22 protein-coding genes are annotated in these 26,846 nt (G+C 41.1%); 16 read left to right on the forward strand and 6 right to left on the reverse strand.

Annotated elements, in window-relative coordinates; genetic code table 11:
* Nucleotides 1–226: 226 nt before the first annotated feature.
* Complete coding sequence (locus CUU64_RS06850) at nucleotides 227–1,228, reverse strand: MerR family transcriptional regulator (RefSeq protein ID WP_101632534.1); 1,002 nt, start codon at nucleotides 1,226–1,228, stop codon at nucleotides 227–229.
* Between the two features lie 292 nt (nucleotides 1,229–1,520).
* Between CUU64_RS06850 and CUU64_RS06855 the strand changes: the two genes are divergently transcribed.
* From CUU64_RS06855 to CUU64_RS06880, 6 genes are all read left to right on the forward strand, one after another.
* Nucleotides 1,521–2,495, forward strand: a complete 975-nt coding sequence (locus CUU64_RS06855; RefSeq protein WP_101632536.1) for a S8 family peptidase — start codon at nucleotides 1,521–1,523, stop codon at nucleotides 2,493–2,495.
* Nucleotides 2,483–3,301: an endonuclease I family protein gene (locus tag CUU64_RS06860; RefSeq protein WP_101632537.1), complete on the forward strand. Its 819-nt coding sequence runs from the start codon at nucleotides 2,483–2,485 to the stop codon at nucleotides 3,299–3,301. The genes CUU64_RS06855 and CUU64_RS06860 overlap by 13 nt, the downstream gene beginning before the upstream one ends.
* A 225-nt stretch (nucleotides 3,302–3,526) precedes the next feature.
* On the forward strand, nucleotides 3,527–4,777 hold the full coding sequence (locus CUU64_RS06865) for a flavin-dependent oxidoreductase (protein ID WP_101632539.1): 1,251 nt from the start codon (nucleotides 3,527–3,529) through the stop codon (nucleotides 4,775–4,777).
* Nucleotides 4,778–4,789: 12 nt separating this feature from the next.
* A complete protein-coding gene (locus CUU64_RS06870; protein ID WP_101632545.1) occupies nucleotides 4,790–5,086 on the forward strand; it encodes a Dabb family protein in 297 nt (98 codons plus the stop codon).
* Between the two features lie 147 nt (nucleotides 5,087–5,233).
* Nucleotides 5,234–6,613, forward strand: coding sequence for an MFS transporter (locus tag CUU64_RS06875; RefSeq protein ID WP_101632548.1), 1,380 nt, complete (start codon nucleotides 5,234–5,236; stop codon nucleotides 6,611–6,613).
* Nucleotides 6,614–6,780: 167 nt separating this feature from the next.
* Nucleotides 6,781–7,611 carry an aldo/keto reductase gene (locus tag CUU64_RS06880; protein WP_101632554.1) on the forward strand — a complete coding sequence of 277 codons (831 nt, stop codon included), beginning with the start codon at nucleotides 6,781–6,783 and terminating at the stop codon, nucleotides 7,609–7,611.
* An 87-nt stretch (nucleotides 7,612–7,698) separates the two neighbouring features.
* Here the strand turns inward: CUU64_RS06880 and CUU64_RS06885 are convergent, their stop codons facing one another.
* A complete protein-coding gene (locus CUU64_RS06885) occupies nucleotides 7,699–7,878 on the reverse strand; it encodes an H-type small acid-soluble spore protein (RefSeq protein ID WP_101632955.1) in 180 nt (59 codons plus the stop codon).
* A gap of 183 nt (nucleotides 7,879–8,061) precedes the next feature.
* Nucleotides 8,062–8,838, reverse strand: coding sequence for a TatD family hydrolase (locus CUU64_RS06890; RefSeq protein WP_101632566.1), 777 nt, complete (start codon nucleotides 8,836–8,838; stop codon nucleotides 8,062–8,064).
* 383 nt (nucleotides 8,839–9,221) lie between these two features.
* Between CUU64_RS06890 and CUU64_RS06895 the strand changes: the two genes are divergently transcribed.
* The 6 genes from CUU64_RS06895 to CUU64_RS06920 all read left to right on the forward strand — a co-directional run bounded on the left by CUU64_RS06895 (nucleotide 9,222) and on the right by CUU64_RS06920 (nucleotide 15,660).
* Nucleotides 9,222–10,163 carry an alpha/beta hydrolase gene (locus tag CUU64_RS06895; RefSeq protein ID WP_101632591.1) on the forward strand — a complete coding sequence of 314 codons (942 nt, stop codon included), beginning with the start codon at nucleotides 9,222–9,224 and terminating at the stop codon, nucleotides 10,161–10,163.
* 504 nt (nucleotides 10,164–10,667) lie between these two features.
* Nucleotides 10,668–12,296 carry a long-chain-fatty-acid--CoA ligase gene (locus CUU64_RS06900; protein WP_101632622.1) on the forward strand — a complete coding sequence of 543 codons (1,629 nt, stop codon included), beginning with the start codon at nucleotides 10,668–10,670 and terminating at the stop codon, nucleotides 12,294–12,296.
* Nucleotides 12,297–12,326: 30 nt separating this feature from the next.
* Nucleotides 12,327–13,106, forward strand: a complete 780-nt coding sequence (locus tag CUU64_RS06905; RefSeq protein ID WP_101632641.1) for an SDR family oxidoreductase — start codon at nucleotides 12,327–12,329, stop codon at nucleotides 13,104–13,106.
* A gap of 266 nt (nucleotides 13,107–13,372) precedes the next feature.
* On the forward strand, nucleotides 13,373–13,954 hold the full coding sequence (locus tag CUU64_RS06910) for a hypothetical protein (RefSeq protein ID WP_101632643.1): 582 nt from the start codon (nucleotides 13,373–13,375) through the stop codon (nucleotides 13,952–13,954).
* A 21-nt stretch (nucleotides 13,955–13,975) separates the two neighbouring features.
* Nucleotides 13,976–14,575 carry a polyhydroxyalkanoate biosynthesis repressor PhaR gene (locus tag CUU64_RS06915; protein ID WP_180954487.1) on the forward strand — a complete coding sequence of 200 codons (600 nt, stop codon included), beginning with the start codon at nucleotides 13,976–13,978 and terminating at the stop codon, nucleotides 14,573–14,575.
* A gap of 23 nt (nucleotides 14,576–14,598) precedes the next feature.
* On the forward strand, nucleotides 14,599–15,660 hold the full coding sequence (locus CUU64_RS06920) for an alpha/beta fold hydrolase (RefSeq protein ID WP_101632688.1): 1,062 nt from the start codon (nucleotides 14,599–14,601) through the stop codon (nucleotides 15,658–15,660).
* A gap of 81 nt (nucleotides 15,661–15,741) precedes the next feature.
* Here the strand turns inward: CUU64_RS06920 and CUU64_RS06925 are convergent, their stop codons facing one another.
* Nucleotides 15,742–16,530: an alpha/beta fold hydrolase gene (locus CUU64_RS06925; protein WP_257985443.1), complete on the reverse strand. Its 789-nt coding sequence runs from the start codon at nucleotides 16,528–16,530 to the stop codon at nucleotides 15,742–15,744.
* A gap of 253 nt (nucleotides 16,531–16,783) precedes the next feature.
* Between CUU64_RS06925 and phaQ the strand changes: the two genes are divergently transcribed.
* Entirely contained in the window at nucleotides 16,784–17,200 is a 417-nt protein-coding gene (phaQ, locus tag CUU64_RS06930) for a poly-beta-hydroxybutyrate-responsive repressor (protein WP_101632725.1), read from the forward strand.
* Between the two features lie 2 nt (nucleotides 17,201–17,202).
* Nucleotides 17,203–17,769: a hypothetical protein gene (locus CUU64_RS06935; protein ID WP_180954488.1), complete on the forward strand. Its 567-nt coding sequence runs from the start codon at nucleotides 17,203–17,205 to the stop codon at nucleotides 17,767–17,769.
* A gap of 155 nt (nucleotides 17,770–17,924) precedes the next feature.
* On the opposite strand, the gene gltC is transcribed toward CUU64_RS06935, so the two are convergent.
* On the reverse strand, nucleotides 17,925–18,827 hold the full coding sequence (gene gltC / locus CUU64_RS06940) for a glutamate biosynthesis transcriptional regulator GltC (protein ID WP_101632729.1): 903 nt from the start codon (nucleotides 18,825–18,827) through the stop codon (nucleotides 17,925–17,927).
* 134 nt (nucleotides 18,828–18,961) lie between these two features.
* On the opposite strand from gltC, the gene gltB reads away from it, so the two are divergent.
* A complete protein-coding gene (gltB, locus tag CUU64_RS06945) occupies nucleotides 18,962–23,518 on the forward strand; it encodes a glutamate synthase large subunit (RefSeq protein ID WP_101632731.1) in 4,557 nt (1,518 codons plus the stop codon).
* Nucleotides 23,519–23,537: 19 nt separating this feature from the next.
* On the forward strand, nucleotides 23,538–25,031 hold the full coding sequence (gene gltD, locus CUU64_RS06950) for a glutamate synthase small subunit (protein WP_101632753.1): 1,494 nt from the start codon (nucleotides 23,538–23,540) through the stop codon (nucleotides 25,029–25,031).
* A gap of 377 nt (nucleotides 25,032–25,408) precedes the next feature.
* On the opposite strand, the gene CUU64_RS06955 is transcribed toward gltD, so the two are convergent.
* The gene (locus CUU64_RS06955; protein WP_101632766.1) at nucleotides 25,409–26,833 is read right to left on the reverse strand and encodes an amino acid permease; all 1,425 of its coding nucleotides are present in this window, start codon (nucleotides 26,831–26,833) and stop codon (nucleotides 25,409–25,411) included.
* Between the last annotated feature and the right edge of the window lie 13 nt (nucleotides 26,834–26,846).

The raw sequence follows: 26,846 nt of genomic DNA on the forward strand, positions 1-26,846 counted from the left end.
TATTAGTAGGAACCTAGGCATTTATCATCCGTATCTCAACTGAGTGTTGTTCTCAACGTTTAGTCCCAGCTTGCGTGCCCATCAAAATCTTAACGTATCGTTTTACCAATCGAAACAGAATGGAGGAAATTTTTCAGATATATAGTGTGAATTTCTAATGCAGATAGGAAAGTGATAAATTTTAAATCTGCCAAAACTATTTCCCATTGGATTGGGTTTTGGTGCATCACTTAGAAAACACATTCCACCACTTTTTCTCACCTTTCTCCTTTTTGGCAGCAGCCACTTCCCTAAAGCTTGACACCATATCCTGAAATGCTTCTTCCCTGTCCCGGATAACCTGTGTCAATTCCTTTAAATTTTTATTCATCGCATCGACAAATAGTTCCTGGTCATGATGCAGCGATTTTGATACCGTTCGAATATCCTTCTGTGCCGCTTTAACATCCTGTGCCACCTTATTTGCCAATATCTTATAGTCTTTCGAGGTTGAGTTTGTAGAGTCAGTAAGGCGTTTAGCAATTTTATCGTACGTATCCTCTGATGATTTTATTACGTATTCGGAGAAGGCTTCAATTGTTAAAGAAGTCTGTTCCGAAGCTTTCGCAATGTCCTCCGAAAGAGTTCCGAACGATTCAGAAGTATAATCTACTGCCTTTGTGATTGTCTGGGCGATTTCCTCTGCCTCTGCCTTACGTTTATCGTTGGATCTTTGAATCGATTTGGACAGGCTTTGTACCGTGTGCATGGTTCCTTGGGAAATTTCCTTTTTTACGTCTTCAACTATTTCGGTCTGGCTTGATTGGATCACATTTTTTATATCAGATAACATACTCTGTTTGTAGGTTTCCATAGCTGCGAAAAATTCCTCGATATTTGGAGATTGTACAGGTGAAACCGCATTCTCAGCTGGTACGATAGCATTTTCCTCAGGGCTGGGACTAGAGGTTTTGAATGTTTCGGAAGGAGCCTTCGAATCCTCGTTTAAATGCTTATCCAGCAGCATGCGAATCATATCTTTGCTAAGGTTATTAGCTCGCATTTCTTTTACTTTCTCCAGGAGTATTATTTCTTTTTCCGTGTAAAATCTTGCTCCCTGTTTAGAACGGGGAATATAAATCAGTCCTTGTAGATCCTTCTCCCACTGTCTGATTGTCCCGGTAGGAATGCTGATTTTTTTGGAAACATCTTTAATCGAATAAGCGCGCTGGATTTGATTATTAGTCATATTGCCAATCCTTTCTTTTAAATCATTTTATTTGGTGAAAATATTACATTCGTTTGCAGTGTATATTCTGCAAAGCTTTCGGCATTTTCCTGCCATATGACAAAAGCTCTCAAAAGAAGATGGATTTCTGCAAAACAACGGAAAAAACCGCAAATTGCTGCTCGATATGCCATATAAGCTGATTCAACGATAAAATACTCCAAAGGTAGCTGTTAAAACGAATTCTGAATTGTTACACTATTTGTAACATCATGATTGGCCAAAAAATAGAAGCTGTCAGGAGGGAGTACGAATGAAACAAAAAATGCGGTTAATTCCCTATCAGATCATGGAAGAGACAGAAGAGGTAACAGAAATTCCACGAGGTGTTGAACTCATCCAGGCCCCAAAAATTTGGAAGAAGTCAAAAGGGCAGGGAATGACGGTTGCCATTTTGGATACCGGCTGTGATATAACCCATCCTGACCTAAAAGAGAGGATTATCGGTGGAAGGAATTTTACAGGCGATGACGGGGGAAATCCAGATATTTATAAAGACTACAATGGCCATGGGACCCATGTGGCAGGGACGATTGCCGCTGTTGAGAATGACAAAGGAGTCGTAGGTGTAGCTCCTGAAGCGAATTTATTAATCCTTAAGGTGCTTGATAAAAATGGTTCAGGCAGGTATGAATGGATCATCAATGGCATCCTTTACGCCGTAGAGAAAAAAGTTGATATTATTTCCATGAGCCTTGGAGGTCCAGTGGATGTTCCTGAGCTTCACGATGCTATCAAAAAAGCAATTGCAAGCCATATCCTTGTTGTTTGTGCTGCGGGAAATGAAGGGGATGGGCAGGATTCGACAGATGAGCTGGGTTACCCAGGCTGTTATAACGAAGTCATTAGTGTGGGGGCGATAGACCTTGAACGACGCTCTTCTGAATTTTCGAATTCAAATAATGAAGTGGATTTAGTAGCTCCCGGAGAGAACATCCTTTCAACTTATTTAAATGGAAAATATGCTACTTTAAGAGGGACATCAATGGCAACTCCGCATGTTTCAGGAGCTCTGGCGCTTATCAAAGATCTTTCTAACAAAAGCTTCGAGAGAAACCTGACCGTCCCTGAATTATATGCTCAATTGATCAAGAGAACTGTTCCACTTGGAAACTCTCCACAGCTTGAGGGGAACGGACTTTTATATTTAACAGTAACAGATCATTTGGCGGATGTGTTTACAATGGAAGTAAGCGCTAAGGTAATGGGGCTGAAATGGAAAATCTGAAGCAGTTATCAGAAGAATTTCTGGCAGCAAAGGACTTGTTAAACAAGAGCCGTCAAAACCGTCGATACTATGACGTAACAGTGGATGTTGGAAAACGGAATGAGTATTACAGGCATATTTCGTTCACTGAACCCGGGTTGGCGGACAGCATCCATTCACTGCTTGAGCAAACCCATACGAAAACATTAAATTACACACCGCATCTATATTTATATCCATGGGTCGATTTGCATGAGGATGGAGCTTTGAAAAGCATTTACTCAGGAAAGGGCATGGAACCACTTGAAGCCATCCAGCATGATATTCGACTCTATGAAAATCAGGAAAAAGGGTTAATTACTGCCTTTCAGGGAGAAAATCTATTAAACTGTGAGCATGTCGTCCCCCAATCTTGGTTTGGCAAGAAGGATCCAATGAAAGGGGACTTGCATCACCTCTTCGCCTGTGAACCTGGCTGCAATAGCCGACGGGGCAATTTTCCTTATTATGATTTTCTTGATTATCAGCCTGAGGCGCAGATTCTCGCAGTCAAAGATGGATGCGGAAAGGCAGAGGAGGGCAAGTTCGAGCCTGAATACGGAAAAGGGATTGTCGCCAGGGCAACGCTTTATTTTATGTCCCGGTATCCGAATGAGATTAAACGAGACTTGGTGCATGTCCCACTGTTGCTCGAATGGCACGGAAAATTCCCTGTTTCTGTTTATGAAAAACACCGCAATCTTGCGATCCATGACTTGCAGGGAAACCGTAATCCATTTATAGACTTTCCAGATTTGGCGGAGAAAATAAACTTGAGCTTTATGTAATTGTATGTGGATAAATTTAAAGAGTGAAAAAATGGCAGCTATCAGTTGCCATTTTTTTATGATGTGTATCTATGTAAAGCCATGTAGTAGTTTAGAATCTAGTAATTTACCGGGAAATGAAATATTTCATTGTAAATGTTATTGATAAAATTAAAATTTATGTAATAATTAAGAAAAATAAAAATTCATCTAAGAAATGTTGTAACTGCTATGGAGGAGATTAATATGTCTACAGGAAAAACGGCAATTGTCGTTGGCGGGGGAATCGGAGGGCTCGTTACTGCTCTTGAACTTCACCGCGTTGGCGTATCAGTGCGTGTATTTGAAAGTGTAGAGGAGATTAAAGCGCTGGGAGTTGGCATTAATTTACTTCCCCATGCTGTCCGCGTTTTATCGGAATTGGGCTTAGCGGAGGAACTAGAGCGGATAGGCTTGCCTACAGCGGAACTAATTTATTTCAGCAAATTCGGCCAGAAAATATGGCAGGAACCGCGGGGAGTGAATGCCGGCTATAAATGGCCTCAGTATTCGATTCACCGAGGCCGTTTGCAAATGCTTCTGCTACAGGCAGTAAAAGAACAATTGGGGGAAGAAGCTGTTGTTACCGGACATCATTTGTCTTCATTCAACATATCTGATGACCATGTAGAAGCTCATTTTAAGAATCGAAAAAGTGGGGAGAACATCGGGGCCTATCGTGCAGATATTTTAATAGCAGCGGATGGCATCCACTCTGTGGTCCGTAAACACTTTTATCCTAACGAAGGCCTGCCCAAATTCAGCGGAAGGATTTTATGGCGGGGGGTAACGGAAGCAGACCCGTTTTTAACAGGCAGGTCCATGATTATGTCTGGATATCAGGATCAAAAATTTGTCGCTTATCCAATTTGTCCTGAAACAGCAGCAACCGGACGTTCACTGGTTAACTGGATTGCGGAGCTGGCAGTTGAAGGGGATGCGCCTGCGCGAAGTGATTGGAATCGAAAGGTTAATAAAGAAGTTTTCGCACCACAGTTTGCCAACTGGGATTTTGGATGGCTGAATGTTCCTAAGATCATAGAGGATGCGGAATTTGTTTACGAGTTTCCAATGGTGGACCGAGATCCTTTACCGCAATGGACATTTGGCAGAGTTACTCTACTTGGCGATGCGGCACATCCGATGTATCCGATTGGATCGAACGGGGCGTCACAAGCAATACTCGATGCTAATGCTTTAGGAAACGCAATAATTGAACAGACAAACTTAGAGTCAGCTCTGCGTGTTTATGAAGAAGCACGTATGGAACCAACTGCTTCTATTGTAAGGAGCAACCGTAAAAATGGTCCTGAACAAGTTATGCAAATTGTAGAGGAACGTGCCCCAATGGGCTTTGGAAAATTATCGGACGTTGTTACACAACAAGAGCTGGAAACTATTGCGAATAAATATAAACAAATAGCCGGCTTTGATCGCCAAACACTAAATAGCAAATAGGGGGAATGCAAGATGGTAGAGCATATTGTACTAATTAAGTTTTCGGAGGAACCAACAGAACAGCAAATGGATGAAATGATTACAAAAACATTATCTTTGAAAGACAGGATACCTGGAATTTTGGACATTAGGCAGGGCAAGAACTTTTCCAATAGAAATCAGGGATTTCATGTTGGGTTGACTGTACGCTTTGAGGACAGACAAGCATTGGAAAACTACGGTCCACATCCAGCACATCAAGAGCTCGTCTCATCCCTAAAAGAAATGGGCTTAGTGGATTTACTTGTCGTTGATTTTGATATTAAATAATCCTTTTGCGCTCTTTCACTTTAGTGCTTTGAAGCGTTTAAGCAAAAATGAACTAGCATATGTATTTTTGATTTAACCGCGAGGGGCAGGTATTCTTGTACGACCAATATATTCGGCTTTTTACTATAATTTTAAGAAGGTGCTTAAATGAATAGAGTCAACGCGGGCGAAATCATTGACCGCAGCCGTTTTAGTTCTTTTCATATCTCGTTAATGATTTGGTCCTTTTTGATTATCCTAATTGACGGATATGATGTCGTGATTTACGGTTCGGTCGTTCCGTCTTTGATTGAGGAATGGTCGATGTCACCGGTAACAGCCGGAGCGATTGGCAGCTATACTGTTATTGGTACTGCAGTGGGTGCGGTATTTTTTGGAATGATCGCAGACAGGATAGGCAGAAAGAAAGTTATCGTGTTTTGTACGATTCTCTTTAGTGTTTTCACACCATTATCAGGTTTAGCAGATGGCCCAGTTACATTCACAGTTTTTCGTGTAATAGCAGGCCTTGGTTTAGGCGGAGTAATGCCTAATGTTATAGCTTTAACCACGGAATATGCACCAAAACGCATTAGGAATGTAATGGTTTCTTTTGTATTCTGTGGATATTCGGTTGGTGCTATTGCGGCAGCTCTTGTAAGTAAATCCATCTTGCCTTCGATGGGATGGAAGCCTATTTTTTGGATTGCGGGCCTGCCACTATTGCTATTGCCTTTCATCGTGAAAGCAATCCCGGAATCTGTAAGCTTCCTTTTAGATAAAGGAAAGGATCATGAAATTAAAAAAATACTTAATAAACTGAACACAAAGCTAGAATTGGGAGCGAATACGGGCTTAATAAGAAATGAAACACTAGAAAAACAAAGTTCGCCGATTATCAAATTATTCGAGAAAAAACGCGCCTTTAGTACAATCATGTTTTGGATTTCATGCTTTTGTTGTTTTTTGCTGATTTACGCAATGAATACATGGCTACCAAAATTAATGCTTCAGGCTGGTTATAGTCTAGGTTCCAGTTTGATCTTTGTTGCCATGATGAACGTGGGTGCAATTGTAGGGACAATCGCTTTTAGCGGGCTGACAGATAAATGGGGATTTAAAAAAGTGATGATCCCTTTATATATATGCGGTGCTATTGCACTATCAGCAATCGGACTGACAAAAAATACATTGGTGGCTTATCTTTTAATAGGTGTTATTGGAGCGGCCTCAGTAGGTGTACAAAATATCAGTAATGCTTTTGTTTCACAGTATTATCCGCCTTCCGTGCGTTCAACCGGAATAGGTGCGACAATGGCTTTTGGGAGAGTGGGTGGAATTGTAGCCCCTACTTTTGTAGGGATTTTGCTGACCATGAACTTGCCGGCTCAGATGAATTTTACGGTTATTGCCATTTTTGCGGTATTGGGAGCCATATCAATCTTTTTTGTCCAGGAACGGTACGCTCACTATAACAATGAGGCCGAAGGGGTAGAAGGGTCGGAAGACAATAACCAAGACAAACAAATTACCGCCTTAAAAGCATAGCAGTGTAAACACTAGAAAAACGTGGAGATTTTCCACGTTTTTTTACTATATCAACGTAATTACAGGCGAATTGGGTTTAAAACTCTTTCCCATTCATTTTTCTTTCTGAAAGAACTATGAGAAAATATAGTTGACAAAGAGTGGACCGAACAGGAGGGTAACAAGTAATGGTCAGCAGCATACAAGATTGTACAACCTTACATAACGGTGTAAAAATGCCATGGTTTGGTTTGGGAGTTTATAAAGTGGAGGAAGGAAAAACAGTTATTGAGGCAGTGAAAGCAGCACTCCATCATGGATATCGGAGTATTGATACTGCTTCATTTTATAAGAATGAGGAGGGGGTTGGACATGCTATAAGGGAATCAGGTGTTCCGCGGAAAGAGCTTTTTATTACGACAAAAGTATGGAATACAGATCAAGGTTACAAAAGCACACTACAATCATTTGAAGAAAGCATGAACAAACTTGGCTTGGAGTATTTAGATTTATACTTAATCCACTGGCCTGTCAAGGATAAGTATAAAGAAACATGGAAAGCGCTTGAAACACTATACAAAGAAGGGCGTGTCCGCGCTATTGGTGTAAGCAATTTCCATAAACATCATTTAGAGCATTTGTTAACTGATGCGGACATTAAGCCGATGGTTAATCAGGTCGAATATCATCCACGCTTAACCCAGTTGGAACTGCATACATACTGCCAAGAAAATAGTATTCAGCTTGAAGCGTGGTCTCCACTAATGCGTGGACGGCTATTGGACAACAAAATACTAAACGAAATCGGTGAGAAATACAGTAAAACTGCTTCCCAAGTGATTTTACGATGGGATTTGCAGAACGAAGTAGTGACGATACCAAAGTCAATTAGGGAAGATCGTATTATTGAAAATGCAAGTATCTTTGACTTTCAGCTGACTAGCGAAGACATGGCAAGAATCAATTCCTTAAATGAAAACACCAGGGTTGGAACAAATCCGGACAGCTATGATCTATAAATAGTCACCTGGCTTGCATATATAGAATAAAGCTAAAATAGATGTATGACAGAGCCGATAGAGCGGAGTGGTGGTTCTTCGCTCTATTTACCCTTCTTCTAGGTCATCGATCAAAACCACCCGCTTTACATCATGTGTTCCTCTGGCATGCACCGTTGCCATGTTTGAAGTTTCATCCACACCTTCAATCCACACGGGAACTCCATGGTAGTGGACTGTGATTTCTCGCTCAGAATTCACAATTTCTATTGCTCGATTCATTTTCATGTTCATCACCTCAAACATATTATCCCCAGGTGTATCACTTTTAAAAGAGCTAAATGTTTATTCCTCATTTACGTAAACATACTACTTATTACTATACTCTTAGGAGCAAACAGAAGGATATTATAACAACTATTCATGTATTCTTGTACATGACATACATCAGTTATAAAAATTCTGCCTTGCTTATCCTATGGAAAAGAAGGAGGATGTATTTTGGTATAGCCTTCGATATGTTTCTTTAATGGGTATTTGTTTAATTGTCGCGATGGTTTTAATGGATTCATGGATCATCATGGAGTGGGTTTGTTTACCATGAAAAGGGCCTTCAAATGGCCACGGACCATCGGTTTCAACCATCATTTGTCCAATCGGGAAAACTGACACAAGATCCCGTGTTCTCTGCTTATAAAGGATATCCGGCGTGACAGAAATATTGTGCCCATTCGATGCAATTCTCTCTATAGTTTTTGTATCCCCTTTAAACCAGTGAAAATGAGCCTTCGCAATTGAATGTTTCTCAAGGAGACTGCATACGGATGGTGCGTCTTCATAGATAGCATGCAAAACAATTGGTTTGTTCCATCGTCTGGCATGCAAGATAAACGTTTCTAAGATTTCTTTATATTGTTCCTTAGTGGAATGGCTTTTCCCCAGGGTCTCTGTTCTGTAATAAGGGAGACCGACCTCCCCTACGGCAACCATGGAATCCTGATGGGAATCCATCCATTTCAACAGGTTCTCTAACTCTTGATCTGAGGGTATATCCTGTTCTGGATGAAACCCGAAGGCTGGCTGCACCCTAGAGTCGCTTAAAAGTAATCGATGGTTTTTCATACAGGATTTTAAGTCTGTGGATACCGCAATGACAAATTCAAGGGTATTGTCAGCATTGAAATATTCTTCCACCGTTTTTAAATCAAATTGGTCTAGGTGGATATGTGCGTCAATAATGTTATTCATTGTTTCCCCTCGCCTATTTTAAAGCCTGTGCTTTGATGCTGTATACATATTCCTTTTCTCATAATTTTATCACCAAATCGGTCTGTCATATCAAGAAACAGAAGATTGATCACAATAAATTCGCCCCTGATATTAAGAAAGAGAAAAATAGTAATAAACTGACATGTGAGGAATCAAAGATTGGATAATATGTGGTCCGTAGCTTGCCTAGGATATGAAGCAATTCTAAAGGTTGTTTTCAGGCAATGCTACGATCCATGGAGGAATTCTATAAAAATAACAGAATAATTAATATGAATGTCAGATAATAGCAGTCAAAAGGGTAAGGACTTTTAAGAATGAATAATAGTATGACATTAATTTGTGGAAGGGGAGGAATTTGGATGACGATACATCCTAAAATGCAATTCTTTTTGGATAATCTATTGCCAGTTTACCCGGAAGGATATACTCCAACGTTGGAAGATATCCGTGCAAGGAACAAAAATGTGCCTAAAGGCTCAGTGGAGGCTATTCATAGGGTGGAAGACCGGACGATCAAAGGACCGGAAAGCGAAGTCCCGATTCGTATCTATACCCCGGAAGGAAGCGGCCCATTCCCGATGATCGTTTTTTTCCATGGCGGGGGATTTGTATATGGTGATCTTGAAAGCCACGACTCCGTTTGCCGGAGTATTGTAAAAGCTTCCCAGCACATTCTTGTTGCCGTCGATTACCGGCTGGCTCCGGAACATCCGTTTCCCGCTGCCCCCAACGACTGTTACGCCGCCACTAAGTGGGTGTATGACCATGCTGACGAATTGAATGGTGACAAAGAAAGATTGTCAGTAGCAGGCGATAGCGCCGGCGGAAATTTGGCAACAGTCGTTTCCATTATGTCGAGAGATTTAGGCGGACCGCCAATATACAAACAGGTATTGCTGTATCCAGCCACGGACCGCTACCAACCAGGCAATTATGCCTCTTACGAAGAGAATGGAAGTGGTTACTTCTTAACAACTGAAGCGATGGCCCTTTTCAGCAAACTGTATGTCCAAAATAATGAACTTCCAAACCAACATTATTCATCGCCAATTAATGCGCCAGACTTAAGTGGATTGCCTCCAGCCTATGTGATCACGGCAGGGCTCGACCCACTCCGTGATGAAGGGGAGCTGTATGCAGAAAAGCTGCGTGAAGCAGGGGTGGACGCAGTTGTGAGAAGGGAAGAAGATCAAATCCATGGATTCTTTAATATTTTTGCAATTATGGACTCCAAGGATGATATAAAAGAAGTGTATGAGTCCATCGGATCGTTCTTGAATGGGGCAGCTGTGGTAAGATAGCTGAACTAAATGATGATTAAAAATAATTAAAAAACTAATATAGTATTACTTGGTACTTAACAGATGTTAGGTACCTTTTTTTCGGAAGTGTACCATGAAAGAATGTGTGTTTTAGGATAAATCTACCCATAGTTAAGGTACAGTTATATTTCCAATGGAGCTTGTGTTCTAGATTTAACACGAATAAAGGTCTGTTAAATAGATTTTTTATCTGAAATAATATTAGACGTTTTTGTAAAATCAAAAGAACTTTAGATAAAAAGAGACAAGATTCGGAAAAAATTTCAGAAAATGCACATAAAAAAATAGTGTTTTTAGGAGTTTAGCAGCATAGTTTGTAATCGTTTTCTAAGTATTTATCAGAATTAGTTGAATATTGTCGATATTTCATTATTTACACTCCCTCGTTTGTCATTAATAATTTTATTAGTATTTAAAAATAAAAATATTCCGTCAATTACAAGAAGAAAAGATGGAATATATAACTTCAAAGGGGAGAAATCAATGGATCGTACAGAAAAACCTTGGCTTAAATATTATCACCCAAAGCTAAATGAGTTTGCCACTGTCGAAAATATTTCTTTATTCAAAATGTTCAAAAATGCTGTGGAATGCTATTCCAATGATACTGCTTTAACATTTTACGATAAGAAATTTACATATGAAGAGGTGGCTGGCATTGTTGAAAAATTTGCTGCTTCTCTACATAATTTAGGCTTTAAAAAAGGCGACCGGCTTTCTATCATGCTACCTAATTCACCTCATTATATTTTCTCTCTTTTTGCCGCTTTCCGTTTAGGTGGAATTGGGGTCCAGGTGAATCCGATGTATGTGGAAAGGGAAATCGAGCATGTATTAAAAGATTCCGGTTCAGAGTTTATCGTTGTGTTTGAAGCTTTATACCCTAGAGTGAAGAAAGTCCAAGGGTCATCATCTCTTAAGCATATTATTGTAGTTGGATTTGAGCAGAACAAGATTGATCTGGCTGATGGCGATTTTTATTTTGATAGTCTACTGGCCAGGGAAGTGGAAAATGCTCCAAAAGTAGATATCGTACCTGAAGAAGATGTGGCTGTTTTACAATACACAGGAGGTACAACGGGTGTATCAAAAGGGGTCATGTTAACCCATAAGAATTTAATGTCAAACATTGAACAAGTAAATGATTTCATTTTCAAACCGATCGAAGTACCTCATAACGCAAAAATTATGTCCATTCTTCCTATGTTCCATATATATGGGCTGACATGCAATGTCTTCCTTGGAATTCATGTCGGATGCAACCAAATTATTCTTCCGCGGTTTGATGTTCAAGAAGTAATGGAAACGGTAAAACGCGAGCAACCTTTCCAATTCTCAGCAGTACCTACCATGTACATTGGATTAAACAGCCATCCTCGCCTTGAAGAGTATGGTTTTGATAAAGTTGCTTTCTTTAACAGTGGAGGGGCTGCAATGCCAATCGAACAGCTGCATTTATTTGAAAAACGTACCGGCTGCAAATTAAATGAAGGTTTTGGTCTTTCAGAAGCATCACCTGTAACCCATAATAATCCTACGTTCCTTGAGCGCAGGGTTGGAAGCATCGGCCTGCCTTTACCTAGCCTTGAGGCAAAAATCGTTCGTGAAACGGATGAAGGGTTTACAGAGGTTCCTGTAGGCGAAGCTGGTGAATTAATCGTTAAAGGGCCTCAGGTGATGAAGGGATATTGGCAGCGGCCAGAAGACACAGCAGAAGCAATCAAAGACGGTTGGCTTTATACGGGTGATATTGCAAGGATGGACGAGGATGGTTATTTCTATATCGTTGATCGTAAAAAAGATATGATCATCGCTAGCGGATATAATGTTTACCCTCGTGAAATTGAAGAAGTATTATACCAGCATGAGGCCGTACAGGAAGTGATTGTCGTTGGGGTGCCTGATGAGTATCGGGGGGAAACAGTAAAAGCGTTCGTAACGTTAAAGGCTGGAGCAGCGGTAACTGAAGAAGAACTTATTCTTTATGCAAAGCAATTTTTAGCGCCATACAAAGCTCCAAAATTTGTAGAAATCAGGGACGAGCTGCCAAAGTCTTCAGTAGGTAAATTATTGAGAAGAAAACTACGGGATGAACCTGTTGTTAAAAATTAATAGAGTTTCGACATGGGAGAGGTAAATAAAATGGATATTAAAGAATTGTATGACATTCAAGGGAAAACAGCTATCGTTACGGGAGGTGGACGAGGCCTGGGTGAGCAAATAGCATTTGCTTTGGCTGAAGCAGGAGCAAACGTTGTAGTTTGTTCAAGAAAAATAGAAGCTTGCCAGGAGGTCAGTGACCGTTTGAAGAAGCTTGGTGTTCGTTCCTTGGCGCTACAGTGTGATGTTTCAAAAGCGGAGGATATCCAGTCTGTAGTCCAAAAAACAGTCGATGAGTTTGGTACAATCGATATTCTTGTAAATAATAGCGGAGCATCGTGGGGCGCACCCGCATTGGAGATGGAAGCTGACAAATGGGATAAAGTCATGGATGTAAATGTGAAAGCAATTTTTCTATTTTCCCAGGCAGTCGGTAAAATCATGGTTGAGCAAGGGTCCGGAAAAATTATAAACATTGCCTCAATAGCAGGTTACGGTGGACAGGATCCAAAGGTAATGGACGCTATCGGTTACTCAACAAGTAAAGGTGCAGTTATTACTTTTACAAAGGATTTGGCTGTCAAATTGGCGCCGTATAATGTTCACGTTAATGCGATTGCCCCAGGATTCTTCCCGTCAAAAATGACAAAAGGAATCTTGGACTATGCAGGTGAAAAAATCCTTGAAAGAACACCGGCAGGAAGATTTGGCTCTGATGCCGATATGAAAGGCCCAGCTTTGTTCCTTGCTTCAAAAGCGTCTGATTACGTGTTTGGTCATGTACTGCTGGTCGATGGCGGTTCGAATGCAGCTGCTATTTAATCTAGGGATCAGAAAGCGTTTGTAATTCTTAAAACATGGGACAAATTGGATCATCCTCGACGAGCTTGTCTAAAAAATCATACTTAAACAGTATACAATTAGCCAGTCACTCGAGGCTTTTAGTGAAGCCCTGAGTGATTTCAACAAATTAGTGAACGAGGAATATTTAGAGGAAAAAAATAATAAAATCAAACGTTTAGAAGATGAACTAAAAGAAGTAATCAATCTCTTTACGTAGCTTCATAGAAAAAATGGAGGAACTGAACATGACAGTAAAACAAGGAACGAAACCAAATGATTCAAGCGTCGATTTATTGTGGAATCAAGCTTTTCAGGAATTAGATGCGTGGGTGAAACGCTCAAATTTCAGGGAGGATGTGCTTCTTCAATCCGCCAAGCAGTTTTCTGAAAATGTAAAACGCAACCAAAATAATATAAAGGAACTGTATGGCCAGTTCTCGAAGGAGCTTCGCGATTGGGAAAAAACAGCGAGGGAAGAGCTTTTGACGACAACGACAGGCTTACAATATTTATTCCCGGTTAAATCCTATGAGGAGATCAATAAACAGCTGGACGACGCACAAGACAAAAGAACAACTCTGGTTTCTAGTCCGTTGAATCATCTGGCGAATGGTGACCATGCAGATAACTTCGTATCCGCACTAGAACAATACATTAATTTTAGGCGAAAAAACCGTGCTCTCTATGTGAAGAGTGTGAAGGAAACAGCCTCCATCATCCAAGATAACCAAAGGGCTTTCTTGAACATCATGACAAACCAGATAAAGAATCTCTTTTTTCCTATCAATCAATATATAGAACGTTCAAGCGAAGCGCCAAAATCATAACCATCATTAGGGGGACTAAGAATGGCAAAACAGAAGACTTTCGATCCTTACGATATGTTTAAAAAGTTCAGTAATCAATGGGAAAAACAAATGAACGATTTTATCTACGTTTGGACAAATAACAGTGATTTTGTTCGTTTTTCCCGGTTAAATTCCGATGTACATGCCCGTTACCTGGAATTGTACAAAAGAAATCAAGAGTTTTTCGCAAATCAATTAAATCTTCCAACAAAATCTGACATGGCCAATGTTGCAAAATTAGCCATACAGTCGGAAGAAAAGCTAGATTCGCTGGAAGAACAGATCTGGACATTACAAGATTCAGTTGATTCATCTAATAAAGAAAATGAAACCATGGTGGAAGTTTCCCGCGATATTATAAAACTTGCAAAACAGCTTAAAACAGAGCAGCTGAAAGCAAAAAAAGAACTTGCTGAAACAAAAGAGCTTCGCGCAGAACTTCAGGAAGTAAAAAGTGAACTTTCTGAAATACACAGTTTAAGAGAAGAGATTGCGAACCTGAAAGTGTTAATGGCAGGGAATGTAGACATTGGTAATGAAGGAGAAGCACAAGAAGAGTCTCTAGTGGAAGAACGGGAATTGGAACTTGTTACAAAATGATCAGTCTATAAGGAGGAGCACATTTGGCAACGGAGACAGTTAACAATAAAACCTTACCCACATACGATGTTGAAAAAGAGTTAAACCGTTGGAACAAATTTTTGAATCTTGGAAATCTACCAGAACCTACGGTAGGCCATACGCCAAGAAACGTAGTTTGGAAAAAGAATAAAGCGACTTTATGGCATTATCCAGCTGTCCAGAAGAAATATGATGTACCTTTATTCTTTGTTTATTCCCTTTTCAACCGGTCGTATATTCTTGATCTGGCTCCAGGTTCAAGCGTTATAGAGGGCCTTGTGAACGCTGGCTATGATGTTTATCTATTAGACTGGGGGATCCCAGGCTATGAGGATAAAGATATTAGTATAGAAGATTATGTTATGGACTATATTAAAAAAGGAGTTCAGCGTACATTAAGGCATTCTGGAGCAAATGAGGTTTCTGTGATCGGGTATTGCCTTGGCGGAACACTGGCAGCAATCTATGCCGCAATCGCAGATGAACCGATTAAAAATCTCGCTGTAGCGACAGTCCCAATAGATTTTGGCCCGGCAACCATTCCGGATAAATGGGCAGAAGGATTAAAAAATGGTTCATTCAATGTAGACCGGTTTATCGATGTTTACGGTGTAATTCCGCCTCAATATGTGGAAGGCATGTTCAGGGCAATCAGTTCACCTATCTATTACAGCCCGTATGTTGCGTTTCTGACCCGTGCCACTGATGACCGATTTGTAGAGAAATGGCGCCGTATGGACAAATGGACAAAAGAACATGTACCTTTTACAGGAGAAGCGTTCCGGCAATTAAATAATGATTTTTTCAGGGACAATAAACTGGTAAAAGGCGAATTTAGCGTAAAAGGCAAAGTAGTAAATTTGGGGAATATTAAAGCAAACCTTTTGATAGTCACATCGAAAAATGATCATTTGGTACCTGAAGAACAGAGTCTGCCAATGGTGGAGTTGGTCTCAAGTGAAGACAAAACATATCAGCTAGTCCAGGCGGGCCATGTTTCCTTAGCCTTAACAGGCCAGTTCGCGAAAATCCTGGATGCATGGTTGCGCGACCGTTCAAATTAAAATAAAACCGCCCAACCCCAGTCATAGTTTTTCAGTTGCTTCATACAATAAAAGGTAGGAAGGACGAACTCCTTCCACCTTTTATCCAGCTTTTCTGTGAACCCTTTGCCTACTTAGAAATTGGCACAATGTTTGATTGAATTGTTCAGTAACTTCTAGCTTTGCAATATGTCCCGATTTTTTGAAAATAACCAATTCAGAGTTCGGTATTTCTTCGTGCATGAGAATTTGAATCCAAACAGGGAGGATTGTGTCATATTGGCAGCCGATCACGAGTGTTGGTATACTAATATTTGGCAATAAAGAACGGTTATCAACTTCAAGACATGCGTTCATCGACTTTACATATCCCATCTTATTCGGCCTATAAAATTTAAAAAATTCTTTCATGTTCTCCTCTCTCCAAGAGTATAAACAGGTCTTGGCAGCGATCATCCTTTGTTGTTGGGGGGTAAGAAATAGCGTACGTGCCTTTCGATACTGTAAAAACAACTTTCCTAATTGCTTTGGAGCATAATGGAACGTACTAACCAGGATTAATGATCTGCATCTGTCTGGCGCCTGGCGGTACATCTCCTGGGCAACAGTTCCACCCATTGATAACCCGCAAATGTGCGCGCTTTCAATTTTTAATTCATCCAGTAACGATAAAACATCTTTAGCAAAGTTCTCAATGGATATTCCGTCCATTATTGAATTCTCTCCATGTCCCCTTAAATCTGGAATGATAAGCTCGTACTGATCCGCCAACACGAATTGTTTTTCCCAGCCTTCTTTTACCTCGCCTAACCCGTGAATGAGTACCAGAGGTTCGCCCTTTCCCATACGCAGGTAAGGCATTTTGTTTTTGCTTAAAGCAGTCTTTTTCACTTTGTTTGCCTCCTTTTAGTGTTTTGCTTGGCACGTAGGATAATGGAATTTCCATTTAGCAAAAGCTGAACTGCCTACTGTCTCTGATGTTTCGGTTCTGCCAGTGGGGAGCTTGGTAATCTTTATTTCCGGATTAGACGAATTATAAACATTTCCAAAATTCTTGTTTTTTTATATATATGCACGGTTGACTAAAAATGACTTATAAGTGTAAAATACACATATAGAGAATTTTTTACAGAGGTGAAATTAAATGGCAAATAGCAACAAAGAGCAATCCTTAGCGCCTTCAAAAAACTTCATCATGCCATTCATTTTGCTACTTCTCAGCAGAATGTCCCTTCATGGGTATGAACTTATCCAAAAGCTGCAAAACTTTGGGTTTCGTTCGCTTGATCAGGGTAACCTGTACAGGCTCTTGCGAAAACTAGAAGAGGATGAGTTAGTGTCTTCAGAGTGGGATACAAATGGGGCCGGACCTGCGAAAAGAAAATATTCAATCACGGAAACCGGAATTACCTATTTAAAAGTTCATGCGAACCAGCTGGAAAGCTACCAATCTATGTTGGATCAATTTTTTCGAATGTATTCAAGCTTTCTTGAGCTCTACATTCCTTCTTTTCCTAAGAAGGATTCAATAGAGAAACCTAAGAGTAAAGGGGAGGAATAACCGTGAGTCAAAAGAAGAATGAACAAGGTTCAAAGGAATATGTATCTGATTCATTTGTAAATACGATTTGGAACCAGTACGAAGATGCCTTGCAGCGCTCCCGTAAGCTTCGAGAAAATCGATATGAAGCTTATGTAAAGGCTCTTGAGGAAACCGCTAAGTTTAATTCCGAAGTCCGCAAAGCTGTCAGCTCGTTTTATGGCGAAACCAAAAAAGCTAATGAAGAATTAATAAACTCTTTCCAACGCAATCAATCAGAGGAAGTAGCAATACAAGGAATTGGAGAAAAACGCGAAGCTTTAAGAAATCAATGGAAGGATGTTGCAAGCCGGTGGGAAAAAATCATGCTCACACCTTTTAAAACATCTTTCGATATTGTTGAAAGAATGGAAAAACGAGTAATTGATAATAGCCAATCCTATCTGCAAGACCTAAAAAAGCGTTCCCAAGAACGGTCTACTGCCGCGGATGAATACATAAGGCTGGCAAGAACTACACAACAAAGATATGTACGACGTATTGAAGATAGCTTTAAGGTACTAGTAGGTTCAGGGGAAAATAGACAGTAGACATCTTTCCAATATGCAGCAGCTCCACTTGATCATTCAAGAGGAGCTGCTTTTTATGTTGCATTTTACAGTTTATTCCACGTGAAAAAGGGTATAAATGGATAGCGATATTTGATAATGTTATAGAATGTGCGTCCATCCAAGAATAAATCGCTCTATTGGTATTGCTCCAACACTGAAAAATGCTGTTTCATAAATTCATAAAATACCTTCTCGGAAGGTGCCAACTCCCTATTTTTGGGAGTGATAATGCCGACTGTACGCCTGACTTGCGGACTATTAATTGGAATTTTAACAGTTAAGCGGGGAATGGAGTCGTAAAACGTACTGTCAGGCAAAAGACTGACTCCAATACCTGCCGATACAAGTCCTTTGAGAGCATCCATATCCTCGCCTTCAGAGGTGATATTCGGGGTGAAGCCTGCTTGTTTGCACGCTTGCACTACTATTTTCTGCAAAATATAACCCTGTGGAAAAAGTACAAAATCATCATTTCTCAACTCGTTAAGGGAAAGGCTCTTTTTTTCTGCCAATGGATGTGAAATTGGCAAAAGAGCAGAGATGCTCTCCGTAAATAATATATCTGCGTCGATTCCGGGTTCACCGGTCGGGACTGGCCCAAGAAAAGCTAAGTTGATATCTCCAATTTTCACAGCTTCCATTAATGCTGAGTAGGATCCTTGGCGCAAATGGAAAACGACGTTTGGTTTTTTTTCTTTATAGGCTGAAATAACGGTAGGAAGCAAGTAGCTTGCCAGGCTGGTAGGATAACCGATCTTAATACTTCCGTGATTGGGGTCGAGGTATTCGTCTACCTTTTCCTTTGCATAGTCAATGGCTTTTATCGCAGATTTGGCATGGGTTAAAAAAATCTTTCCAATTTGAGTTAACTTCACATTCCTTCCTGCCCGCTCAAACAGTTTCACACCGAGCTCCGCTTCAAGCTTTCCAATTTGGAGGGAGATAGCAGACTGTGCTACGTGCAAATGATCGGCAGCCTCCGTAACATGCTGGCGTTCGGCAACCTCTATAAAGTATCGTAATTGACGCAACTCCATGATACAGCCTCCAATCATATCGAATCAAGATTATTATAATCTATATTATATATTGTTTATATTAATATGAAAACCTAAAATAGGACTTAAGTGATTTTTCCGGAAAATATTGAAATAAACGGGAGGAGATAAATATGACATACAATCAAATACCAAAAGCGCAAGGTCTCTACCGTCCTGAATTCGAGCATGATGCATGTGGAATCGGATTGTACGCACATATAAAAGGAAACGCAACGCATGAAATCGTAAAAAAAGGACTGCAGATGCTTTGCCAATTAGACCACCGGGGCGGACAGGGAAGCGACCCGCTAACAGGGGATGGCGCAGGATTAATGGTTCAAATCCCGGATCAATTTTTCCGCGAATCTTGTCCGGAAATTAACTTGCCTAAAAAGGGTCGATATGGAGTAGGGATGCTCTTCTTTACGAAAAATGAGGCTGAGCAATCTTCGATTGAAGATAGTATTAATCATTATATAGAACAAGAAGGCCAGGTTCTTCTTGGGTGGAGAACTGTACCTGTTGATGTCAGAAAAATTGGAACAGTAGGAAAAGAGACAGCGCCAGTGGTCCGGCAGGTCTTTATCGGGGCTAATGACAACATATCTGATGACTTAGCCTTTGAAAGAAAACTATATGTAATCAGGAAGCAGGCAGAACATAAAGCTGCTGTGCAAGGAAATAGGTTCTATTTTGCAAGCTTGTCAAGCAGAACAATTGTTTATAAAGGGTTATTAACTCCTGATCAGGTAGATGAATTCTATTTGGATCTTCAAAGCGAAGCCTTTAAGTCCGCTTTTGCATTAGTACATTCACGTTTTAGTACGAACACGTTCCCTAGCTGGGAAAGGGCGCATCCAAACCGCTATCTAATCCACAATGGAGAAATCAATACACTCAGGGGAAATATAAACTGGATGCACGCACGCGAAAAGCAATTCATTTCTAATGCTTTTGGGGAAGACATAAACAAAGTAGCTCCAATTTTGGACATTGATGGAAGCGATTCGTCCATTTTGGATAATGCACTTGAATTCTTTGTGCTGGCTGGGAGAAAGCCTGCCCATGTCGCCATGATGATGATTCCTGAACCTTGGACTGAGAACCCTCACATTTCAAAGGAAAAGAGGGCGTTCTATGAGTACCACAGTACGTTGATGGAGCCATGGGATGGACCGACTGCCATTTCGTTCACCGATGGAAAACAAATCGGTGCCATTCTGGACCGCAACGGACTGCGTCCTGCTCGTTACTATGTAACAAAGGATGATTATATTATTTTTTCTTCGGAGGTCGGTGTAATTGAAGTTGAACCGGAGAATGTTTTATATAAAGAAAGATTAAGCCCAGGGAAAATGCTATTGATCGATTTGGAACAAGGACGGATTATCTCAGATGAGGAAATCAAGTCAGAGATGGCTGCTGCTTATCCTTATCAGCAATGGCTTGATGAACAGCTTGTTGTATTGCCTGATGATGGAGACGCGACGGAAGAAAATCCGAAGTCTGAGCTTTTCGTTCTCCAAAAAGCATTTGGTTATACGTATGAAGATGTTCATAAATATCTAATCCCTGTCGTAACAGAGGGAAAGGACCCGTTAGGATCCATGGGAAATGACACACCTCTTGCGGTATTGTCCGATCGCCCGCAATCATTGTTCAATTATTTCAAGCAAACATTTGCCCAGGTAACGAATCCGCCTATTGATGCCATTCGTGAACAAATCGTAACTTCGACTGTTAGTTATTTAGGGGCAGAAGGAAATCTTCTTCATCCGAATGAAGGAAATTGCCGTCGAATCCAGCTTGAAACGCCAATATTGACAAATGGCCAACTCGCAAAATTGAAAGCGAATGAACTAGAAGGGTTTTCTAGCAAAACCATTCATACTTTATTTACCGGTGACCTGGAAAGCGGACTCTCACGGATTTTTGCTGAAGCCGAAAAAGCTATTGCTGACGGAGCAAGCTTGCTGATTTTAACAGACCGTAATATCAATAGGGATGAAGCGGCGATGCCTATTTTGCTTGCTGCAAGTGCATTACATCAGCATTTGATCCGCCAGGGAAGCCGTACAAAGATAAGTCTTGTAGTTGAATCTGGTGAAACACGGGAAGTGCACCATTTTGCAGCCTTAATTGGTTATGGCGTGGATGCTGTTAATCCGTATTTAGCTTATGAAACTTATAAGCGGGCTATTTTGGACGGCCATTTGGCTATTAGTTATGAAGAAGCGGTTGCAAAGTACGTAAAAGGTATGACAGAAGGCGTTATTAAAGTAATGTCTAAAATGGGAATTTCAACTGTACAAAGCTATCGCGGTGCTCAAATTTTTGAAGCTGTTGGTATTAGTGCAAATGTTATTGAAAAGTATTTCAGCGGTACTCCTTCGCAGATTGACGGAATTCAACTTGACACGATCGCTAAGGAAGCCTTGATGCGCCATGAGGCAGCATATGGTGAATCAATTGATGATACGCTAGAGGCTGGCAGTGATTTTCAATGGAGAAAAACAGGGGAGCATCATGCATTTAACCCTAAGACCATCCATACACTTCAATGGGCGACCCGCAAAGGTGATTATGGATTATATAAACAATATTCCGAAATGGCGAACCAAGAAAGAATCGGATTTTTGCGTAATTTATTCTCCTTCGATATGACTCGCAAGCCTGTATCAATCGATGAAGTAGAGAGCGTAGATTCAATTGTACGCCGTTTTAAATCCGGCGCGATGTCCTTCGGATCGTTAAGCCAGGAAGCACACGAAACTTTGGCAATTGCTATGAACCGTCTAGGCGCTAAGAGCAACAGCGGTGAAGGCGGAGAGCATCCAGCCCGTTATACGCTTGACGAAAATGGAGACAACCGTAGAAGCGGTATCAAGCAGATAGCATCAGGACGGTTCGGGGTAAAGAGCGATTATCTTGTAAATGCAGATGAACTGCAAATCAAGATGGCCCAAGGTGCTAAACCAGGTGAAGGCGGCCAGCTGCCAGGAAACAAAGTGTATCCTTGGGTAGCTGAAGTTCGCGGATCAACACCGGGTGTTGGGCTAATTTCGCCTCCTCCGCATCATGATATTTATTCGATTGAGGATTTGGCGCAGTTGATTCATGATTTGAAAAATGCGAATCGTAATGCACGGATTAGTGTTAAGCTAGTTTCAAAAGCAGGTGTTGGAACCATTGCAGCAGGAGTTGCTAAAGGTGTGGCGGATGTAATTGTTATCAGTGGATATGATGGCGGAACAGGAGCTTCTCCTAAAACGAGCATAAAGCATACTGGTTTGCCGTGGGAGCTTGGGCTCGCTGAAGCACACCAAACTTTGATGATCAATGGACTGCGTGACCGTGTTGTTTTAGAAACTGACGGGAAGCTGATGACTGGAAGGGACGTAGTCATGGCTGCATTGCTCGGTGCAGAGGAATTTGGATTTGCGACAGCGCCGCTTGTTGTTTTGGGCTGCATCATGATGAGGGCATGCCATTTAGATACGTGCCCTGTAGGGGTTGCCACTCAAAATCCAGAGCTTCGTGCAAAATTCACTGGAACGGCCGACCATGTTGTGAACTATATGAGGTTCGTAGCACAGGAAGTCCGTGAGCTTATGGCAGAGTTAGGATTCAGAACGATTGAGGAAATGGTGGGCCGTACGGATGTCCTAGAGGTAAGCGATCGTGCAAAAGCGCATTGGAAAGCAAAGCACTTAGACTTAACTACTTTGTTGTTCCAGCCTGAGGGACCTCGTACTTATAAAACACCACAAAATCATAAAATCGACGAGTCCCTTGATATGAAGGAATTAATGCCGGCTGTGCAGCCAGCATTAGTGGAAGGAAAGCCAGTTGATGTTTCATTCCCTATCACAAATGTCAACCGAGTGGTTGGAACGATTGTTGGTAGTGAAATATCTAAGCGTTATGGGGAAGAAGGACTGCCGGAAGATACAATTACCCTTCGCTTTAACGGATCAGCGGGACAAAGCTTCGGTGCGTTTGTGCCTAAGGGTATGACTCTTCGTTTAACTGGCGATGTCAATGACTATATAGGAAAAGGCTTATCAGGCGGAAAGCTTATTGTGTCAGCATCGGAAGAATCCAAATTGGTAGCAGGCGAAAATGTTATCGCAGGTAACGTCGCATTTTACGGAGCGACAAGCGGTGAAGCATACATTAACGGTCGTGCAGGAGAACGTTTTGCTGTACGGAACAGTGGAGCAAGCTTGGTTGTTGAAGGAATTGGCGACCATGGCTGTGAATATATGACAGGCGGCCGCGTCGTGATTTTAGGAGACGTAGGCAAAAACTTTGGGGCAGGTATGTCAGGTGGAGTTGCTTACGTATTTGCTGAGAACCAGGATGAGTTTAAGCAACTATCCAATCAAGAAATGATTGAATTCGAAGCACTTAGCGATGTAAAGGAAATGAATGACGTTCGTGAAATGATCGTCAAGCATTATGAATATACAGACAGCGCTAAAGCTGCTTATGTGTTGGAAAACTGGAAGGATCTTGTTAGTAAATTCGTAAAAGTCATTCCTAAAGACTACAAGCGAATGATGGAGCTAATAAAGGAACAACAGGAAGCAGGATTATCCGAGACAGCAGCTATCATGAGTGCTTTTCAGGAAAATGCTAACCAAGAGAAAAAAACAGCTGTAAAACAGCTTAATGCAGTAATGTAATTAGGAAGGAGAGAAGGAAATGGGAAAAGCAACAGGATTTTTGGAATATGAGCGTGAGAAGGCAAAAGAACGCAGTCCACTCACGCGCCTAAACGACTGGAAAGAATATTCAACTCCCTTCTCCGATGAAAAGTTAAGCCGTCAAGGAGCAAGATGTATGGATTGCGGCACTCCTTTTTGCCATATGGGCATGGAAGTTCAGGGCACCACAACTGGGTGCCCGATCCACAACCTGATTCCGGAGTGGAATGATCTGGTCTATCGTGGCAAATGGAAAGAAGCATTGGATCGTTTGCTTAAGACAAATAATTTCCCGGAATTCACAGGACGTGTTTGCCCGGCTCCGTGTGAAGGTTCTTGTACGCTTGCTATTTCCGATCCGGCAGTCGCAATCAAAAGCATTGAACGGACGATAATCGATAAAGGTTTTGAAAATGGCTGGATCAAGCCACGCATTCCAGCCAAACGCACTGGAAAGAAAATCGCTATCATTGGTTCCGGCCCGGCTGGATTGGCTAGTGCGGACCAGCTGAATCAGGCAGGTCATACTGTGACAGTTTTTGAACGTGCAGACCGCCCAGGCGGACTATTGATGTATGGAATTCCAAACATGAAGCTGGAAAAAGGAATTGTTGAACGTCGTATCAAGCTGTTAAGCCAGGAAGGCATCGATTTTGTCACGAACACAGAGGTAGGCAAAGATATTACAGCTGAAGAGCTTAAACATCAGTTTGATGCCGTCATTTTATGTACGGGAGCACAAAAACAGCGTAACCTAGATATTGATGGGCGTGAAGCGAAGGGCATCCATTTTGCTATGGATTACTTGACTTCAACAACCAAGAGCCTTTTGGATTCAAACTTCGAAGATGGCCAGTTTATTGATGTGGAAGGTCAGGATGTGATTGTAATCGGAGGCGGTGATACAGGTGCTGACTGTGTTGCTACTGCGTTGCGCCAAAAATGCCGCAGTGTTGTACAATTTGGTAAGCACCCACTGCTCCCGGCAACACGGACTCCTGAGAATATGTGGCCAGCTTATCCAAACGTATTTACACTTGATTATGCATATGAGGAAGCTGAAGCTAAGTTTGGTAATGATCCAAGGCAATATTCTATTCAAACGAAGAAAATTGTTAATGATGAAAATGGCCATGTAAAAGAATTGCATACCATTCAGATGGAAAAGATCCAGCATGAAAACGGCCAGTACATCTTTAAAGAAATTCCAGGAACAGAAAAAGTATGGCCGGCACAGCATGTCTTTATCGCTATAGGGTTTGAGGGTACCGAACAGCCGCTGTTACAGCAATTCGGCGTGAAAGCAACCAATCAAAAAGTTGATGCCGTTTATGGTGATTTCTCTACCAATGTAGAAGGCGTTTTTGCTGCTGGAGACGCAAGAAGAGGCCAGAGCCTAATCGTTTGGGCAATCAATGAAGGCCGTGAAGTAGCTCGTGAAGTAGACCGTTATTTGATGGGAAGCACAGTTCTTCCGTCATACAATATATAAAATGTTTTTAATGGGGTCAGTCCCCCGGTGCGTTAATGCGTTAGAGCACCAGGGGACTGACCTTTTTTATTTTGTGATGTATACGTTTTTCATAATGTGGGATCATTTTTCAGACAAATTGTGTAATGCTTCATGTGTCTAGTTGCCTTCTAATGTTAATTTTATTCCAATATTTTTTTATTAATTATGTAATTTTTAACAAAATTATAGGGACACCACTCGTCAGGGAGATTGGCTGTTGCTAAACGGCAAATTACAAGGTATGTTTATATGCTATTTAATGTGAGGATTTTGGTGGGGTTCTTCTCCAAGATGGAAAAAAAGTGCCGGATTCCTAGTTGTTTAATGAACTAGGAATCCAAGCACATTCTCATTTTTTAAGCAGAAAGCTTATTTCTTTCTTTTTCTAATTGTTTTGATGGTTTTACCCATTTATAAAACAGGATTCCGCTCGCTAGTAATATCATTCCAAATGTAAATGTTTTGATATCTGCAGTACCCGCATAGATGACCCAAACGGAATAAATGGTTGAAAGAGCGGCAATTACTCCATCGGTAATCCTGCTTCTTCCAGTTGTATAGGTTTCTCCAGTAAGAATCAATTTTAATTGGAATACGGATGCAATAAAGTAAGGAACAAGGTAGGATAATGTCGCAACAACAATAATAAACTCAAAAGCCTTAGAAATTGTGTTAGAAATGGTTGAAAATATAAATAATTGACCAAGAATATTAGTGATTGTTAACGAAAAAGTAGGAATTCCTTTTTTGTTTACTTTTAAGAATGCTGGAAGGAATAATCCTTGTTTAGCCGCTTGATAAGGAACCTCAGAGCTAAGCATCACCCAACCTATTGTGGAGCCGAATAAGCTAATGAGGCCGATAGCCGCTAAAACTTTGCCGGCAACTGGGCCTAATACTGCCGAAATGGCGTCAATCAGTGGCTTATCAGAGGCTATAAGAACATGATGATTTAACATTCCCATTACGAGTGTGCTAATTCCGATATAAATGGCAAGAGCCATCAATAACCCTAACATCGTCGCACGCTTGACATCAACCTGTTTTTTTGCGCGAGAGGCAAACACAACAGCGGATTCCACTCCGATAAATGCCCATAAAGTAGTAACTGCCGCGTTATTGATTTGGCCGAATAAACCGATAGTATGACCGGCCTCATCGACTCTTGGTGCGACAAATGGAAGCATATTCGCTTTTTGGAAAGCAAACAATCCAACCAAAATAAATAAGAAGAAGGCAATCACCTTTGCAGCTGTCGCAAGGAAGTTCAATTTTCCGGCACTTTCTACACCTCTTAAGATGATGAAGTGAGTTCCCCATAAGAGGGTTGTGCAGACAGCAAATGTTAAGGCATTCCCTACTTTTAACGTAAAGCTCCCGATTGTAAACAGTTCAGCCTGATTCGTTAAAGCCGGGAAGAAAGTAGACAAATATCCTGCAAATGTTGTTATGATTGCAATATTACCTGCTAAATTTCCAATCCAATATCCCCATGAAGCCATGAATCCAGATAAAGTGGATGCATTGCTGCCAAGCTTAAATAGTTCCTTAGCGTAAATTTGGGGACCGCCTGTTAGCTTTGGCTTTCTTAATGCTAGGTTCCCAAACACAAGTGTTGTCATCAATACACCAAAGCCTGTTACCAACCAAGCAGAGAGCACACCTGCTGGACTGGCAGCTTCACTTAAAGACCTTGGCAGCATAAAAATTCCGGAACCGACCATATTTCCAACTACTAACGCAGTTAAAATCCATAAACCGAGTTTTTTGCTGTTATCCATATATAAATGATCT

The sequence above is a fragment of the Bacillus sp. V5-8f genome (genome assembly GCF_002863565.1).
Classification (GTDB): Bacteria; Bacillota; Bacilli; order Bacillales; family DSM-1321; genus Peribacillus.